Raw genomic sequence first — 16060 nt, forward strand, 5'->3', positions numbered from 1 at the left:
CGTCATTCGCTGCTGCAAACGAAAACGCCACGGCTGATCCAGCCGTGGCGTTTTACTTTCAGGCGGCTTTGGCTGGTTGTCGGGAGCGCAGCCCGATCAGCCAGCGCACTGCGCCCTGCACCAGCACGGCGAGCAGCGCCGCCTCGGCGAAGCTCGGCAGGGTGTCGTTGGCCGGCAGGCGCAGCGCCAGCCACAGGCAGAACGCCGCGAAGGCCGGGCGCCCGTTGACCATGCCGCGCAGCAGGGCGATAACAAAGCCCGCGCCGTGCAGCCGCTGCGACGAAACGCAGAGCACGATGGAGAGCAGCGGGAACACCGCCAGCAGGCCGCTCCAGCTCGGCCCGGCCCGGCCGGCGAGGGCCGTGACGGCCAGCGTCAGCAGCGCACCGGCGAGCATGCGCAGGCCCAGCTCGAAGCGGCCCAGCGCGGCGACGGTGCCCGGCAGCTCGGCGCGGGGCATGAACAGCTGGCTGGTCAGTGCGCCCAGTGTTGCGGCGAGAAGAGCCCAGACGGCTGCCCTTGAAATAGGTTGAGCGGGAAGTTGCGTCAATGCCCAGGCGGCCACCAGCCAGGCGAGCATCGCGCCGCCCAGGGCCAGCGGCCAACGGTGCTTCCGGCACAGCCAGGCATAGGCGAAGTTGAACGCTTCCGAAGCGAAGATCGCCGCCAGCGCCAGCAACGCGGCCTGGGTGCCGAAGTCGCGGCCGTGCTCCACGGTCATCAGGTAGAGAATGGGACCGGCGATGGCGGGCAGGGCGGCCAGACAGCCGGCAACGGTCGGCCCCCACCAGCGCCCGGAGAGGGATACCAGCAGCAGGAACAGCGGAACCAGGGTGAGCTTGAGGGCGAGCATGGGCGCAGTCGAAAAGCGTGGAGGGCGGATTCTAGCAAGGCGCGCAGCCTTCGATTGCCCGCTTCGATTGCCTGGCTCGATGGCGTCGATGGGGAAATCGAGTTGGACCTTGGCACCGCGCGGGTGTCCATTGTGCAGGCCCACTGACGTTCACCCATCGAGTCGAGAGGAAGTCAGTGAAGAGTCCGTGCATCAAGGTCTGCGAGTTCGAACAGGGCATCTGCCTGGGCTGCGGCCGCAGCCGCGAGGAAATCAAAGAGTGGAAGCGTGTCGATCACCTGGGCCAGGAAGCGATCCTGGCCGAGGCGGACATGCGCCTGCTGGTGCTGGAGGCGCAGGGGAAAAGGCTTTATCGCTGATGAGACGGCGGCGTGGTGGATGTTCGCGAGCAAGCTCGCTCCTACAGGTGCGGCAGACGCGCTCTTCGTAGGAGCGAGCTTGCTCGCGAACCCTGTTCAACTCCGCGCCGAAACCATCGCCCGCGCCGTATCCAGCATGCGGTTGGAGAACCCCCACTCGTTGTCATACCAGACCATCACCTTCACCAGCCGGCCATTCACCCGCGTGTGGCTGGCGTCGAAGATGGCGGAGCGCGGGTCGTGGTTGAAGTCCACCGAGACCAGCGGCTGGCGGTTGAAGCCGAGGATCGCCGAGCCTTCGCTGGCGCGCTCCAGCAGTGCATTCACTTCCTGAGCGCTGGTGTCGCGGGCGACCTGCACGGTGAGGTCCACCAGCGATACGTTGATCACCGGCACCCGCACCGCCAGCCCGGTCAGCTTGCCGGCCAGCTCCGGCAGCACCAGGCCCACCGCTTCGGCGGCGCCGGTTTTGGTCGGGATCATCGACTGGGTGGCCGAGCGCGCCCGATACGGGTCGTTGTGGTAGACGTCGGTGAGGTGCTGGTCGTTGGTGTAGGCGTGGATGGTGGTCATCAGCCCGTGCTCGATGCCCAGCTCGCGCTGCAGCACCTGGGCCACTGGCGCCAGGCAGTTGGTGGTGCAGGAAGCGTTGGAGACGATGCGGTGTTCCGCGCGCAGGATGCTGTCATTGACGCCGAACACCACCGTGGCGTCCACGCCCTGACCGGGAGCGGAGATGAGCACCTGGCGGGCGCCGGCCTGCAAATGCGCGGCGGCCTTGTCGCGGGAGGTGAAGAGACCGGTGCACTCCAGCACGATGTCTACCCCCAGGGCTTCCCACGGCAGTTCCGCCGGATTGCGGATCGCCGTGACGGCGATGCGGTCGCCCTCTACCCTGAGGCTTTCGGCGTCATGCTCGACGTGGCCGGCGAAACGCCCATGCACGCTGTCGTACTGGAACAGGTGGGCGTTGATCGCGGCGTCACCCAGATCGTTGATCGCTACCACTTTCAGGTGCTGGCGGTAGGGGCCCGAGTAGAGCGCGCGGAGGACGTTCCGACCGATGCGGCCAAATCCGTTGATTGCCAGGCGTATAGTCATGAAGGTCGTCTCTTTTCTTTTGTTGTGGTAAAAACCATTAAATTTCGCTGTCGATGAAAAGTAAACGCCCAGTAATCGATGATTATGTTGTAAAAACAACAACCGATAGTCGGTAGGAGAATGCTGCCATGCACCCTCGTGTGCTTGAAGTCACCCAGCGCATCCAGGCCCGCAGCGCGGCCACCCGCCAGCGCTACCTCGACCTGGTCAAGGCAGCCGCCACCAAGGGCCCGCACCGTGGCACGCTGCCCTGCGGCAACCTCGCCCACGGCGTCGCGGCTTGTGGTGATTCCGACAAACAGGCGCTGCGGCTGATGAACCAGGCCAACGTCGCCATCGTCTCCGCCTACAACGACATGCTCTCCGCGCACCAGCCGCTGGAACGCTTCCCCGAGCTGATCAAGGACGCCCTGCGGCAGATCGGCTCGGTCGGCCAGTTCGCTGGCGGCGTACCGGCCATGTGCGACGGCGTGACCCAGGGCGAGCCGGGGATGGAACTGTCCCTGGCCAGCCGCGACGTGATCGCCATGGGCACCGCCATCGCGCTGTCGCACAACATGTTCGACGCCGCGCTGTGCCTGGGCGTGTGCGACAAGATCGTTCCCGGCCTGCTGATCGGCTCGCTGCGCTTCGGCCACCTGCCGGTGGTGTTCGTGCCCGCCGGGCCGATGCCCACCGGCATCTCCAACAAGGAGAAGGCCGCGGTGCGCCAGCTGTTCGCCGAAGGCAAGGCCACCCGCGAGGAACTGCTGACCTCGGAGATGGCCTCCTACCACGCGCCGGGCACCTGCACCTTCTACGGCACCGCCAACACCAACCAACTGCTGGTGGAAGTGATGGGCCTGCACCTGCCGGGCGCCTCCTTCGTCAACCCGAACACCCCGCTGCGCGACGAGCTGACTCGCGAAGCCGCTCGCCAGGCCGCGCGACTGGCGCCGGAGAACGGCCAGTTCGTGCCCATGGCGGAAATCGTCGACGAGAAGGCCCTGGTCAACTCGGTGGTGGCGCTGCTCGCCACTGGCGGCTCGACCAACCACACCCTGCACCTGCTGGCCATCGCCCAGGCTGCCGGCATCCAGCTGACCTGGCAGGACATGGCCGACCTCTCCGAAGTCGTGCCACTGCTGGCGCGCATCTATCCCAACGGTCAGGCCGACATCAACCACTTCCAGGCGGCGGGCGGCATGTCCTTCCTCATCCGCCAGCTACTCGATGGCGGCTTGCTGCATGAAGACGTGCAGACCGTGGTCGGCAAGGGCCTGCGCCGCTATCTACAGGAACCCTTCCTCGACGATGGCAAGCTGGTCTGGCGCGAAGGCCCGGCGGCGAGCCTGGACGAGAACATCCTGCGCCCCATCGACAAGCCGTTCTCCGCCGAAGGTGGCCTGCGCCTGATGGAAGGCAACCTCGGTCGCGGCGTGATGAAGGTGTCCGCCGTGGCACTGGAGCACCAGATCGTCGAGGCCCCGGTGCGTATCTTCCACGACCAGTCGAGCCTGGCCGCCGCCTTCAAGGCCGGCGAGCTGGAGCGTGACCTGGTCGCCGTGGTGCGCTTCCAGGGCCCGCGCGCCAATGGCATGCCGGAGCTGCACAAGCTCACGCCGTTCCTCGGTGTACTGCAGGACCGTGGCTTCAAGGTGGCGCTGGTCACCGACGGGCGCATGTCCGGCGCTTCCGGCAAGGTGCCGGCGGCGATCCATGTGTCCCCCGAAGCACTCAACGGCGGCCCGTTGGCCAAGCTGCGCGACGGCGACGTGGTGCGTGTCGATGGCACCACCGGCGAACTGCGCGTGCTGGTGGAAGCGGCGGAATGGGATGCCCGTCCGCTCGTCGATACCCCGGCGCTGGATAACATCGGCATGGGCCGCGAGCTGTTCGCCTTCATGCGCAATGCTTTCAGTTCAGCCGAGCAGGGCGCGTGCAGCTTCACCGCCGAGCTCGACGGCTTGCGCTAAGACGCCTACCTGATGGAATCTTCCGCGCGGTGTGACTGCCTGTCCGCCGCGTGGGAGCGCTCACCGCGCCGCCCCTGTCGGCATGACTTCGCGCAGCGCTTTTTTCCCCACGTCCAGGCCCGAGCTCGCCATGAATTCCAACAATGCTCAGCACGCCTCGAACGGTTTCGCCCTGGTCGGCGACATCGGCGGCACCAACGCCCGCTTCGCCCTGTGGCGCGGTGAAGTCCTCGAATCCATCCAGGTCCTGGCCTGCGCCGATTACCCGCGCCCGGAAGATGCCGTGCGCGACTACCTGCAGCGCGTCGGTCAGCCGCTGTCGGCCATCGACAACGTGTGCCTGGCCTGTGCAGGGCCGGTGGGCGCTGGCGACTTCAAGTTCACCAACAACCACTGGGTGATCCGCCGCGACGCCTTCCGCGCCGAGCTGGGCCTGAGCCACCTGCTGCTGGTGAACGACTTCAGCACCATGGCCTGGGCCGCTTCGCGGCTGTCGGAGGAACACCTGGTGCAGGTGCGTCCTGGCCAGGCGCTGGAAGGTCGCGCCCGGCTGATCATCGGGCCGGGCACCGGCCTGGGCGTCGGCAGCCTGATGCCGCTGCCGGGCGGTGGCTGGGAAGTGTTGCCCTGCGAAGGCGGCCACGTCGACCTGCCGGTGACCTCCGAGCGCGACTTCGCTATCTGGCAACTGCTGCGCGAGAAGTACGGCCATGTCTCGGCCGAGCGCGTGCTCTCCGGCAGCGGCCTGGAAAACCTCTACCGCATGAGCTGCCAGCTCGATGGCGTGGAGCCGAAATGCGCCAGCGCCGCCGAAATCGGCGAGCGCGCCATGGCCGGCGACACCTACGCCGACGCGGTGCTGGAACACTTCTTCGTCTGGCTGGCGCGGGTCGCCGGCAACGCCGTGCTGACGGTCGGCGCGCTGGGTGGCGTGTACATCACCGGCGGCATCGTCCCGCGCTTCCTCGAACGCTTCCAGCGCAGCGGCTTCGCCGAGGCCTTCCGCAGCCGTGGCAAGACCAGCGGGCCGTACCTCGATCCGGTGCCGGTGTGGGTCATGACGGCGGATCATCCGGGGCTGTTCGGTGCCGGTGTGGCCCTGGAGCAGGCACTGCGCAACGAAGGCTGATTTGTCGCTCCACCCCTGAATAACAACAAGAAGGGACGCCCGAAGTGAACCAGCCTGCCCGCTCCATCCTGCTGGTGGATGACGACCAGGAAATCCGCGAGCTGCTGGAAACCTACCTCAGCCGCGCCGTCTTCCAGGTGCGCAGCGTCGCCGATGGCGAGAGCTTCCGCCGCGCGCTGTGAAACGAGGACGCCGCCCTGGCGATCCTCGACGTGATGCTGCCCGACGAGGATGGCTTCAGCCTGTGCCGCGCGCAGTTCACCCAGGTGCGCGGTGGCGAGATCATCGCCTTCGACGACTGGCGGCTGGATACCATCAGCCACCGGCTGTTCCACGAAGATGGCGAGGAGCATTTCCTCAGCGGCGCCGTATTCCTCGACAATCCCCGGCAGATTCTCGATCGCGACACCATCGCCAGCGCCGGGTGAACCAGCCCATTCAGGACGCCGAGTACAACGCCGAGCTGTACTACGGCGTGCATGCGACCGATTGGCTCACCGTGCGCCCGAGCCTGCAGTACATCCGCCATCCGGGCGGGGTGGACGAGGTCAACAACGCCGTGGTGGCCGGCCTGAAGATCCAGTCCAGTTTCTGATTGCTCCCTGGTGCGAACCTGGCCTGTCCTTGTGACGGGCCTTTTTTGCCAGCTTCAAGGGGCGAGTGCGCGGATTGAGGAGACAGCTTTTTGTAGGAGCGAGCTTGCTCGCGAACCGCTTGGCACCTGTGCCACGGGTTGTTCGCAAGCAAGCTCGCTCCTGCATCCGCAGAAAACGCTCGGACATGGAGCGCGTGAGGATCTTATTTTCCGTTGGCGCAAGCGCTGCGCGTGACTAGGCTTTGCGGTTAGAATCGCGGCCTTTTCTGTACGATGTAGTGAAACTACAGAGAACTTCACGCCCCGGAATGTCCGGGCAGGGATTGGATCAGGACATCCAGATAATGCTCGAGCATCCGCTGCAGCGCTTTTTTCATTCCATGCGGGGCAAGCGCCCCTTCGACTGGGTGCGCTTCCAGCGTCGCGACCTGCTGCTCATCGATCACCCGCAATGCCAGGCGGTCTTCAGCCGCCAGGGCGCGCAACTGCTGCACTTCCAGCCACGCGGCGCGCGCCCGCTGCTGTGGTGCTCCAGCCAGTGGCCGAGCCTGAGCACGGCGCCGATCCGTGGTGGTATCCCGGTTTGCTGGCCTTGGTTCGGTAGCCACCCAGTGGAAGCCGACTGGCCGCAGCACGGCTGGGCGCGTCAGCGCGAGTGGCGCATGCTCGACGCCTGGGCGGACGACCAGAAAGTGGTGGTCAGCTGGCAGCTGGATATCGAGGACTGGCATGTGCGCCTGGAAGCGCGCCTGGGCCAGGAGCTCGACATGGAACTCTCCAGCTACCACGAGGATGACAGCGACTGCCTCTTCAGCTTTGCCCTGCAGCCTTACTGGCGCGTGGGTTCCCTGCGTCGTTCGGTGGTCCACGGAATGGAGCTGGACGGCAAGGCCAGCGGCCTGCCTAACACCTGGGCGCCCCGTGGCGCGGTCAAGCAGGTGCTCTACAACACCGGTTCCCTGGTGCTGGAAGATGCCGGCTGGCAGCGCCGCCTGCGCATCGACAAGAACACCAGCGCCGGTAGTGTCATCTGGCACCCCGGCAGCCGTGCGGTGGAGCAGGTGGAGCCGGGCGAGGCGGAGCGTTTCCTGTGCATCGGCGCTGCCGGCTATCGCGCCGGCGGGCTGATTCTTGCCCAGGGTGAGCGGATGCTGCTGAACCTGCGGGCGGGGTTGGTCTGATCGGTTAATTGCCGTCGGTGGGCCGGGCTGTAGGAGCGAGGGGGACGCCTAGTTCTTGCTCGCGAACCGCTTGGCCCTGTCATACGCGGCGAGCTCATTCGCGAGCAAGCTCGCTCCTACAGACCGTAGGACGCATAACGCGCCAGCGTTATTCGCCGCCGTGGCATCGGCGGATAACCCGTTCCGGGTTATCCGCCCTACGCACTACACGAGCTGGAGGCGATTGTGGCGTTTGATTGAAGGGTGTCGCCTTTCACACAAGCGTCAGGAGGAACACGTCGTAGGATGGCGTGGAGCGCAGCGATACCCATCGATTCCGGGCACCGACAGCATGGGTATCGCTGCGCTCCACCACATCCTACGTTGGAGGCCCGTCGGCGAGATCGGCGCTGGGGTAGACAAAGAATCTCCTGCGAAAAGCAGGCGTGGAGCTGATTCGGCAAGCACTGCTTTCCTCTGAAAGGCCCTGGCGTGAGGCTTCAAGGAGCGCTGTGTCGTTTCGGGTGAGACGATGAGCGCGGACAGCCCCTCGCCGAGGCCATCCGCAGGACGAGGGCCGAACCCTCAGGACGGTTGCTGCGGAGTGCCCAGCAGCGACTTGCCGGTTTTCTTCTGCCGCTTGGACATGCGCTTTTCGTGCGCGGTTTTCAGCGGCTTCTTCTTCGCTTGTTTCTTCGCGTCGAGACCTTTCATGAGCCTGTCCTCCGACAGACGCCCTCGGGCCGAGAGCTGACTGCTTCAGCATAGTCCCGTGGCAGGCGGCCGTTCAGCCGGCGGTCAGACGCTCCAGCTCGCGGCGCACCATGTTGGCGTAGGGAGGCGGGCTCAGGTGGTACAGCTCGCTGGCCACCCAGGGCAGCCAGCGCGAGCCGAGGTGTTCGCGTTCGGCCAGCAGGCGCCGGGCTTCTGCCTCGGCGCGCTGGGCGTGTTCCTGGTGGTAGTCGGCACGGCTCATCGGTACGGGGCTTCGGCAGAGCGTCAGGTTTTGGAGCAGCTCAGGGTCTGCGGGTCGATGGTGATGCTGGCCAGCGGTTTGGCGTCGCTGCCGGTGTATTCGTGGGTGACGCTCAGGTGGTGCTCGCGGAAGCGCTGCAGCAGCTCGGTCTGCTGGCAGGTGGTGTCTTCGAGCTGCTTCTTCAGGCCGTTCTCGAACTTGGCGCGGGCGCCCAGGTCCATGCTGGCCAGGCTCAGGTTGGAGATGCCGTAGCGGTAATACAGCATCTTCTTCGCCGGGTCGAGTTGCACGCTGTTGAGGGTAGTCACCTTGTCCACCTGGCGCGGCAGGTTGGCTTTGGTCACCTGGTCGAAATAGTCCACCGAGTCCTTGAGGAATTTCGCCTCTTCGGCGGAATCTTCGGCGTGAACGGCAAGGCTGGCGAGCAACAGCAAGGGCAGGGCGAGGCGGGCAAACGGCATGGGGGATTCCTGTACGGCTGATGGGCGTGCTGCGAAGGAGGGTTTCAGTCGGTGCGAAGCCAAGGTATGGCCGGGTACTGACAAGCGTGCGGTGACGGCGCGCTCATGGTCTGTGAGTGTAGAGCACCGTCAGCCGCTGGCCGCTCGCGGGGCCATTCTTTTCCGGGTAGGCTTTCGCGCGGTCATTTCCCCCAACTTTCCCCCAACTTTCCCGCAGGTTTCTGTCCCGTCATGATCGAACTGAGCCAACTCGACCTCACCACTGACTCCGCTGCGCAACGCGTGGTAAAGGACGAAACCGTCACCGTCGAATTCGCCACCGCAGCGGGAGAGTTGATCAGCCTGGAAGGCCCTAACCGGTACGCCGTGGGTGACGCGATCATCAGCGGCGCGACCGGTGAGCGCTGGGTCGTCTCCCGCGAGCGCTTCGATCCCAAGTACCGGCCTGCCGAGGCGACGCTCGCCCATGGCGAGCCGGGCGCCTATCGCAACATCCCCAGCCCGGTGCTCGCCCGGCGTATGGACGAGCCCTTCACCCTGCTGCGCTCGGCGGGTAGCGACCGCCTCACCGGCGCGGCCGGCGACTGGGTCATGCAGTACGCTCCCGGCGATTACGGCGTGGTGAAGGCCGAGCGCTTCGCCAAGGTCTATCGCCTGGCCGAGTAATCCTTCCCCGCGCTGGCCTCCATCGGCCGTCAACGGCTATGGTCTGTGCTGGCCGGCGCTCTGCGTCGCACTTTTGTTGCAACTTTGCCGGCGTTGCGCGGGTCCACCCTGCAGCCGCCGGCGGGCGGGACGCTCATCGGGAGGACGGTGCGGGATGCGATTCATGGACATGCGCGGGCTCAGTCTGGGGCCCTGGAAACTGATCCGCCTGACGGTGAAGGAATTTCTCGATGACGAGATGTCCACCTATGCCGCCGCGCTGGCCTACCAGGGCTTGTTCTCGCTGTTTCCCTTCCTGCTGTTCCTCATCGCATTGCTGGGTTTCCTGCACCTGCCCGAGTTCTTCGACTTCCTCCGCCAGCAGGCCAATTACGTGCTGCCGAGTCAGGCACTGGAGCTGGTCAATCCGGTGATCGACCAGCTGCAGCAGCGCCAGGGCGGGCTGCTGTCCATCGGTATCGTGGTGGCGCTGTGGTCGTCCTCGGCGGCGGTGCGTTCGCTGATGATCGCCCTCAACGCCGCCTATGACGTGCGCGAGGGGCGCCCGGCGTGGAAGCGCATTCCGTTGTCGCTGTTCTACACCTTCGGCCTGGTGGCCATGCTGATGCTGATCGCCGCGCTGATGATCCTGGGGCCGCAGGTGATGGGCTGGATCGCCGCCAAGGTGGGGCTGGAGGACTTCGTGGTGATCCTCTGGAGCATCCTGCGCTGGCCGGTGATCGTGCTGCTGATGATGATGGCGGTGGCGATCATCTACTACGTCACGCCCAACGTGCAGCAACGCTTTCGCTTCATCACCCCCGGCTCGGTGCTCGCCGTGGTGCTGTGGATTTCCGCCTCGCTGGGCTTTGGCTACTACGTGAAGAACTTCGCCGACTACAACGCCATGTACGGCAGCGTCGGGGCGATCATCGTGCTGCTGCTGTACTTCTACATCTCGTCGGCGGTGCTGCTGCTGGGCGCGGAACTCAACGCGGTGATCGAGCACCATCTGCCCCACGGCAAGGATGCCGGCGAAAAGACCTTCGACCCGGCCGCGCCGGCGCCGGAGGAGGGTTAGGGTCGTACCGATTGGCCTGCGACGGCGGGCGGCTCGCTGAGCAGGGCGTCGACCAGCGCGGTGGCCTTCTCGAAGGACGGGTAGCCGCTCCGGGCGACATCCAGGCTGCCGTAGGCGTTTTTGTAGCGCTGGGCCTTCTGCGGATTGGCCTGGTCCACCAGGAAGGGTTCCGACCAGATCTTGTAGAGCAGCGCCACGGCGTAGGGTTGGCCGGCATCGGCGGCCTTCTCCAGCAGCGGCAGCACTTCGTCCACCTGCGGGCCTTCCTTGATCTTCAGCAGCGCCATGTAGAAGCTCGCCTCGCCGCGCTTGTCCCTCTCCAGGGCGCGGCTGAGCAGGGCATCGGCCAGTTCGTAGTTGGCCAGGTCGCCGCTGGCGATCAGCATTTTCGCCTGCAGCATGTCGTTCTGGTAGAGCAGGCGCTCCTGGCGACAGGCCTCGCCGCTCAGCGGTTCGTCGCAGGGGCTGGTGGCGGATGTGGAGCAGCCGGCCAACAGCAGTGGCAGGGCCAGAGCGGCCAGAATACAAGGGGTGTGTGGCTTGCCCATGCAAGTCCCTCGGGGGCGAGTGTCAGGGGGGCGACCGGGCAGTGGGCGCGCCGGTTCTGCTCATTGGCGAACAGCATAGCCGCTACGCGTCAGAGAGCTTCGAAACCGGGCAGGCGCGGCAGGCGCTCGATGAGGAAATCGATCAGCGCGCGGGTTCGGGCCGGCAGAAATTGCCGCGAAGGAAACAGCAGGCTGGCCTCCTGGGTTGGCCCGTGCCACTGCGCAAGGATGCGTCGCAGGCTGCCGTCGGCCAGCAGGTCGGCCACCAGCCAGGCGGGCGTCAGGCCGAAGCCGGCGCCCTGGCAGTAGCTCTCGCGGATCGCCAGGGAGCTGTTCACCGTGTAGCGGCTGCGGGTGGCGAGATTGAGCTCGCGGCCATCGACGTGGCGCAGCAGCAGGTTCTGCCCGGCGTCGAGCCAGGCGAAGCGCAGATAGTCGGCCAGCGGCAGGTCTTCGGGACCGTTCAGTTGTGGCAGACGGGCGAGCCACGCGGGAGCGGCCACCAGATACCGTGGCGAGCGGGCCAGTGGGCGGGCGATCAGGTGATCGGGCAGTTCGCCACCCAGGCGCAGGGCGAGGTCGATACCTTCCTCGGCGAGGTCGACGAAGCGGTCGTTGAGCAGTAGCTCCACCTCGACTTCCGGGTGCCTCTGCATGAACTCCAGCAGCAGTGCGTTCAGGCGCAGCACGCCCAGGCTTACTGGTGCGCTGACGCGGAGGCGGCCGCGCACCTGCTCGGTCTCGCCACGGGCTTCGCTGACGCCCTCGGCATAGCTCTCCAGCGTCTGCCGGGCGTGCTCGTAGAAGCGCCGGCCCTGCTCGGTAGGCTGCACGCGGGTGGTGCTGCGGATCAGCAGTTGTGCGCCGACCTGGCGCTCCAGCGCCGCCATGGTCTTGCTCACCGTCGGCTGGCTGCTGCCGGCCTCGCGGGCCACAGCGGAAAGACTGCCCAACTCCACCGCGCGGACGAAACAGTGCAACGCCTTGAGGGTATCCATGTCCTATTCGCTTATCGAATGGCGGGTCTGCAAATATGCCGTCTACCGTGGTGATTGGGAATGGCCGAGCCTATGGCCTAACCCACCACTGATGTCGAGGACCACCATGAAAAGATTGCTGCTCGCCGCCCTGATCACCCTGGCCCTGCCGCAGGCGCAGGCCGAAGAAGGACACTGGCAGGCCACCTGGAGCTCTAGCCCGCAGCGCACCTGGGGCAAGGAAGTACCGCTGCCGCTGGGTGTGCCGCCGGTTATCGGCAACCACACGCTGCGGCAGAGCGTGAAGCTCAGCCTGGGTGGCCAGCGCGTGCGCATCGGGCTGTCCAATGCCTATGGCAGCCAGCCGGTGGCCATCGGCGGTGTTGCCGTGGCACTTGCGACGTCTGCCGGGCAGCTCGATGGCCCGAGCCGGCGCCTGACTTTCGCCGGCCAGCCCACGGCCTACATCGCGCCGGGCGCCGAGCTGCTCAGCGATCCGCTGGACCTGGCCGTCCCGGCGCTGGGCGAGCTGGCGGTGTCGATCTACCTGCCGCAGCCAACCGCTATCGAGGGCTTCCACTGGGACGGCAAGCAGCGCGTCTACGGCGCTCCCGGCGAACAGCTCGATGCCGCACGGTTGCCGGCCGACGGCCAGATGGAGGCGCGCCTGTACCTCTCGGACGTACTGGTGGAAACGCCCGAACCGCGCCCGGTGGTGGCGGTGCTCGGCGACTCGATTACTGACGGCCGTGGCGCCAGCCTGGACGGCAACCAGCGTTGGCCGGACGTGCTGGCGCAGCGGCTGGCGGCGCGTGACGTGGGCGTGATCAATGCCGGCATCTCCGGCGCGCGGCTGCTCTCCGACGGCATGGGGCAGAGCGCACTGGTGCGGATGCAGCGCGATGTGTTGGGCAAGCCAGGGGTCAAGGCGGTCATCGTGCTGCTGGGGATCAACGACATCTCCTGGCCCGGCAGCACCTTCGCGCCGAACAACCCGCTGGTGCAGTACGAAGACCTGCTTGCCGGCTACCGGCAATTGATCGCCCAGGCCCATGTGCGGGGCGTACGCATCATCGGCGCGACTCTTCTGCCGTTCGAGCGCGCCCTCAGCGGCTCGCCGATCGAGAACTACCATGCGGCCAACAAGGAAGCGCTGCGCCAGCGGGTGAACCAGTGGATTCGCCAGAGCGGGGAGTTCGATGCGGTGCTGGACCTGGATGCGCACCTGCGCGATCCCGCCCACCCGCTGCGCCTGCTGCCGGCCTACGACAGCGGCGACCACCTGCACCCCAGCGATGCGGGGGACCGGGCAATGGCGGAGAGCGTGGATATCGATGCGTTGCTCAAGGGCGTCCTGTAGGGGCAACTGTCTTTTTTCCGGCAACCATGTGCCGACGTTTCCCCCTCACCCCAGCCCTCTCCCTCAGGGAGAGGGGGCTGATCGCGCCGGCTGATGCTGTGGTTTCATCCTGCACTGAACGGTCCCCTCTCCCGCTTGCGGAAGAGGGTTAGGGTGAGGGGCTCTTTATCTCGTAAGGGCGGGCCATGCCCGCGACCCGCCTGACGCCCGCATTGCCGGAAAGGAGCCTCGGCTGCCGCCTCAACTACCGAATGCAGGCCCGATGCTGTCGTCGTCCATGCCGCGCTCCAGCTTGATCTTCAACGCCAGGTCGGTGCGCGAATCAGCGAACTTCAGTGCGTCGGCCACGCTCACTCGGCCTTCCTCCAGCAGCCTGTAGAGGCTCTGGTCGAAGCTCTGCATGCCGCTTTCCAACGCGCGCTCCACCGCGCCCTTGAGCTCGGGCAGTTCGTCGCGCTGGATGATGCCGCGAATGTGCGGTGTGCCCAGCACCAGCTCCACCGCCACGGCGCGGCGCTGGTGCGAGCCGGGCACCAGGCGCTGGCCGACCAGCGCGAGGATGTTCTGCGACAGGTCGGCCAGCACTTGCGGGCGCGCCTCGTCGGGGAAGAAGCGGGTGATACGCTCGATGGCGTGGCGGCAACTGGTGCCGTGCAGGGTGGCGACACACAGGTGGCCGGTCTCGGCATAGTGCAGCGCGTGCTGCATGGTGGCGGCGTCGCGGATTTCGCCGAGCATGATCACGTCCGGCGCCTCGCGCAGTACGTTGCGCAGAGCATCCTCGTAGCTGTGAGTATCCAGGCCGACCTCGCGCTGATCGATGATCGACTTCTTGTGCGTGTGGAGAAACTCGATGGGGTCTTCGATGCAGACGATGTGCCCGGAGCGGTGGCGGTTGCGGAAATCCAGCATGCTCGCCAGGGTCGTCGACTTGCCTGCGCCGGCCGCGCCGATCACCAGGATCAGCCCACGATCCTGCATCGCCAGCTTGTCGAGGATTGACGGCAGGCCGAGCGCGGTCACGTCCGGGATCACCTGCTTGATCAGGCGCACCACCATGGCCACTTCGCCGCGCTGGAAGTAGATGTTCGCGCGGAAACGCCCCACGTTTGGCACGCTCAGCGCCAGGTTCATTTCCAGGTCGCGCTCGAAGTCCTGCGCCTGTGCCGGCGACATCAGCTGCCAGGCCAGGGTCTTCACCTCGCCGGGGCCGAGCACGCGCTCACCCACCGGCTGGCTGTGGCCCTCGACCTTCAGGTGCGGCGGCGCACCGACGCTGAAGAACATGTCCGAGCCGCCCTGTTTCGGCAGCAGGGCCAGGTAGCTGAAAACGTCGGGGAGGGAAGTGTCGCTCATGGAACCATCCTTAGATTGCGAGAGGGCGCAACTGCATTGAGCCTAGTTGCAATGCCGGACGGGAGCCTAGGGGAGGCCGTGGCACGTCGTGTTGACGTGCCGCAGTTTCAGGTCGACAGCTGGTTGGCGAACTGGCCCACGGCGTTGACCACGCGCTGGGCGCTGTCCTGGATCTCGATGATCACCGTGCCGGCCTGACCGGAGAGTTCCAGGCCCAGCTCGGCTTGTTGCTTGCCGCGATCGATCATCGCCACGGCCTGGCCGGCCAGTTGCTGGTTCTGCGCTACCACGCGGGTGATTTCCTCGGTGGCGGCGCTGGTGCGCGAGGCGAGCTGGCGAACCTCGTCGGCGACCACCGCGAAGCCGCGGCCCTGATCGCCCGCGCGGGCCGCTTCGATGGCGGCGTTGAGGGCCAGCAGGTTGGTCTGGTCGGCGATGCTGCGGATGCTCTGCACCAGCGCACCGATGGCCAGGGACTGGCGGTCAAGCGCCTCGATGCCCTGGGTTGCCTCCTGCATGCGGTCGGCCAGTTCGCGCATCACGTCGACCGTCTGCTGGACCACGGCCGCGCCTTTGGTTGCGCTGTTGTCAGTGCTCTGCGAGGTGTCGAAGGCAATGGTCGCCGCCTCGGCCACGGCGTTCTCGCGGCGCACCTGTTCGGTGATCACGGTGGCGAACTTCACCACTTTGTAGAGGCGGTCGTGGGCGTCGATGATCGGGTTGTACGAGGCTTCCAGCCAGACTTCGTGGCCACGGCTGTCGATGCGTTTGAAGCGGCCGGTGACGAACTCGCCGCGGCGCAGCTTGGCCCAGAAGGCCTCGTAGTTCGACGAGTTGTATTCGGCGGGCTCGCAGAACATCCGGTGATGCTTGCCCTGGATTTGCGTCAGGCCGTAGCCCATGGCGTTGAGGAAGCGGTCGTTGGCGGTGAGTACTTCGCCCAGCAGGTTGAATTCGATCACCGCGGTGGAGCGTTGTAGCGCCTCGATCAGGTTCTCGTGCTCGCGCGAGTTCTCGATGGTACGGGTGAGGTCGCTGGCGTAGATCGAGATGCGCTGGATCTTCCCGGCGCTGTCGTGCACCGGCTGCAGGATCGAGCGCAGCCAGGCCTCCTCGCCGTTGCCGCGGAGCAGGCGGATCACCCCGGCCAGGTGCTCGCCGCGCTCGATGGCGTGCTTTACCTTCAAATGGAAGTCCAGCCCGCGTACATGGTCGGGAATCAGGTCCAGCAGCGGACGGCCCTTGAGCTGCTCCCCGCGATGGAGCATTTCCTTCTCGAAGTTGGTGTTCACCGATTCGATGCGCCCTCGGGGGTCGAGGAACAGCACGAGCATTTCCTCGTCGAGGCTGGCGCGGATCTCCTCCACGGAGGCGAGCTCTTCACGCAGGGCGGCCAGCTCCTGCTTCAAACGCGAGTTGAACATGCGGCGGCTTTCTCTAGTGGTGAGGCACGAAGGCTATTGCCGATTCGTTTCACCCATTGCATCGGCCAAACCGCTCGCGA

General features: G+C 66.2%; 16 protein-coding genes and 2 pseudogenes. 9 read left to right on the forward strand and 9 right to left on the reverse strand.

What is annotated here, in order from left to right:
- Positions 1-58: 58 nt before the first annotated feature.
- Positions 59-853, reverse strand: a complete 795-nt coding sequence (locus CTR55_RS05050) for a hypothetical protein (RefSeq protein WP_296284459.1) — start codon at positions 851-853, stop codon at positions 59-61.
- A gap of 176 nt (positions 854-1029) precedes the next feature.
- On the opposite strand from CTR55_RS05050, the gene CTR55_RS05055 reads away from it, so the two are divergent.
- On the forward strand, positions 1030-1212 hold the full coding sequence (locus tag CTR55_RS05055) for a DUF1289 domain-containing protein (RefSeq protein ID WP_296284460.1): 183 nt from the start codon (positions 1030-1032) through the stop codon (positions 1210-1212).
- A 96-nt stretch (positions 1213-1308) separates the two neighbouring features.
- Here CTR55_RS05055 and gap read toward each other — a convergent pair whose 3' ends face one another.
- Complete coding sequence (gene gap, locus CTR55_RS05060; RefSeq protein ID WP_296284461.1) at positions 1309-2313, reverse strand: type I glyceraldehyde-3-phosphate dehydrogenase; 1005 nt, start codon at positions 2311-2313, stop codon at positions 1309-1311.
- A gap of 128 nt (positions 2314-2441) precedes the next feature.
- On the opposite strand from gap, the gene edd reads away from it, so the two are divergent.
- The 5 genes and pseudogenes from edd (at position 2442) to CTR55_RS05085 (ending at position 7173) form a co-directional block, all read left to right on the forward strand.
- Positions 2442-4268, forward strand: coding sequence for a phosphogluconate dehydratase (gene edd / locus CTR55_RS05065; RefSeq protein ID WP_296284462.1), 1827 nt, complete (start codon positions 2442-2444; stop codon positions 4266-4268).
- 130 nt (positions 4269-4398) lie between these two features.
- Positions 4399-5397, forward strand: a complete 999-nt coding sequence (locus tag CTR55_RS05070) for a glucokinase (RefSeq protein WP_296284463.1) — start codon at positions 4399-4401, stop codon at positions 5395-5397.
- Positions 5398-5441: 44 nt separating this feature from the next.
- Positions 5442-5819, forward strand: a pseudogene (locus CTR55_RS05075) (response regulator); the annotation flags it as partial.
- Between the two features lie 8 nt (positions 5820-5827).
- Positions 5828-5992, forward strand: a pseudogene (locus CTR55_RS05080) (carbohydrate porin); the annotation flags it as partial.
- Positions 5993-6336: 344 nt separating this feature from the next.
- Positions 6337-7173, forward strand: coding sequence for a D-hexose-6-phosphate mutarotase (locus CTR55_RS05085; protein WP_296284464.1), 837 nt, complete (start codon positions 6337-6339; stop codon positions 7171-7173).
- A gap of 564 nt (positions 7174-7737) precedes the next feature.
- Here CTR55_RS05085 and CTR55_RS05090 read toward each other — a convergent pair.
- The 3 genes from CTR55_RS05090 to CTR55_RS05100 form a co-directional block, all read right to left on the reverse strand.
- The gene (locus CTR55_RS05090) at positions 7738-7866 is read right to left on the reverse strand and encodes a hypothetical protein (protein ID WP_296284465.1); all 129 of its coding nucleotides are present in this window, start codon (positions 7864-7866) and stop codon (positions 7738-7740) included.
- A 73-nt stretch (positions 7867-7939) separates the two neighbouring features.
- Positions 7940-8128 (reverse strand): hypothetical protein, encoded by a 189-nt coding sequence (locus CTR55_RS05095; protein ID WP_296284466.1) that lies wholly within the window; start codon positions 8126-8128, stop codon positions 7940-7942.
- A gap of 23 nt (positions 8129-8151) precedes the next feature.
- Positions 8152-8589: a hypothetical protein gene (locus CTR55_RS05100; protein ID WP_296284467.1), complete on the reverse strand. Its 438-nt coding sequence runs from the start codon at positions 8587-8589 to the stop codon at positions 8152-8154.
- Positions 8590-8820: 231 nt separating this feature from the next.
- On the opposite strand from CTR55_RS05100, the gene CTR55_RS05105 reads away from it, so the two are divergent.
- Both CTR55_RS05105 and CTR55_RS05110 read left to right on the forward strand, forming a co-directional pair.
- Positions 8821-9255 (forward strand): PGDYG domain-containing protein, encoded by a 435-nt coding sequence (locus CTR55_RS05105; protein WP_296284468.1) that lies wholly within the window; start codon positions 8821-8823, stop codon positions 9253-9255.
- A gap of 154 nt (positions 9256-9409) precedes the next feature.
- Positions 9410-10315 carry a YihY/virulence factor BrkB family protein gene (locus CTR55_RS05110; protein ID WP_296284469.1) on the forward strand — a complete coding sequence of 302 codons (906 nt, stop codon included), beginning with the start codon at positions 9410-9412 and terminating at the stop codon, positions 10313-10315.
- Here CTR55_RS05110 and CTR55_RS05115 read toward each other — a convergent pair.
- Both CTR55_RS05115 and CTR55_RS05120 read right to left on the reverse strand, forming a co-directional pair.
- Entirely contained in the window at positions 10312-10863 is a 552-nt protein-coding gene (locus CTR55_RS05115; protein WP_296284470.1) for a hypothetical protein, read from the reverse strand. The two genes, CTR55_RS05110 and CTR55_RS05115, sit on opposite strands and share 4 nt — an antisense overlap.
- Positions 10864-10952: 89 nt before the next feature.
- Complete coding sequence (locus tag CTR55_RS05120) at positions 10953-11861, reverse strand: LysR family transcriptional regulator (protein WP_296284471.1); 909 nt, start codon at positions 11859-11861, stop codon at positions 10953-10955.
- A gap of 106 nt (positions 11862-11967) precedes the next feature.
- On the opposite strand from CTR55_RS05120, the gene CTR55_RS05125 reads away from it, so the two are divergent.
- The gene (locus CTR55_RS05125) at positions 11968-13200 is read left to right on the forward strand and encodes an SGNH/GDSL hydrolase family protein (protein ID WP_296284472.1); all 1233 of its coding nucleotides are present in this window, start codon (positions 11968-11970) and stop codon (positions 13198-13200) included.
- Between the two features lie 240 nt (positions 13201-13440).
- On the opposite strand, the gene CTR55_RS05130 is transcribed toward CTR55_RS05125, so the two are convergent.
- Complete coding sequence (locus CTR55_RS05130) at positions 13441-14556, reverse strand: PilT/PilU family type 4a pilus ATPase (protein ID WP_296284473.1); 1116 nt, start codon at positions 14554-14556, stop codon at positions 13441-13443.
- Positions 14557-14663: 107 nt separating this feature from the next.
- Positions 14664-15980, reverse strand: coding sequence for a methyl-accepting chemotaxis protein (locus tag CTR55_RS05135; RefSeq protein WP_296284474.1), 1317 nt, complete (start codon positions 15978-15980; stop codon positions 14664-14666).
- Positions 15981-16060 lie beyond the last annotated feature (80 nt).

The organism is Pseudomonas sp., from assembly GCF_002796985.1.
Taxonomy (GTDB): Bacteria; Pseudomonadota; Gammaproteobacteria; order Pseudomonadales; family Pseudomonadaceae; genus Pseudomonas.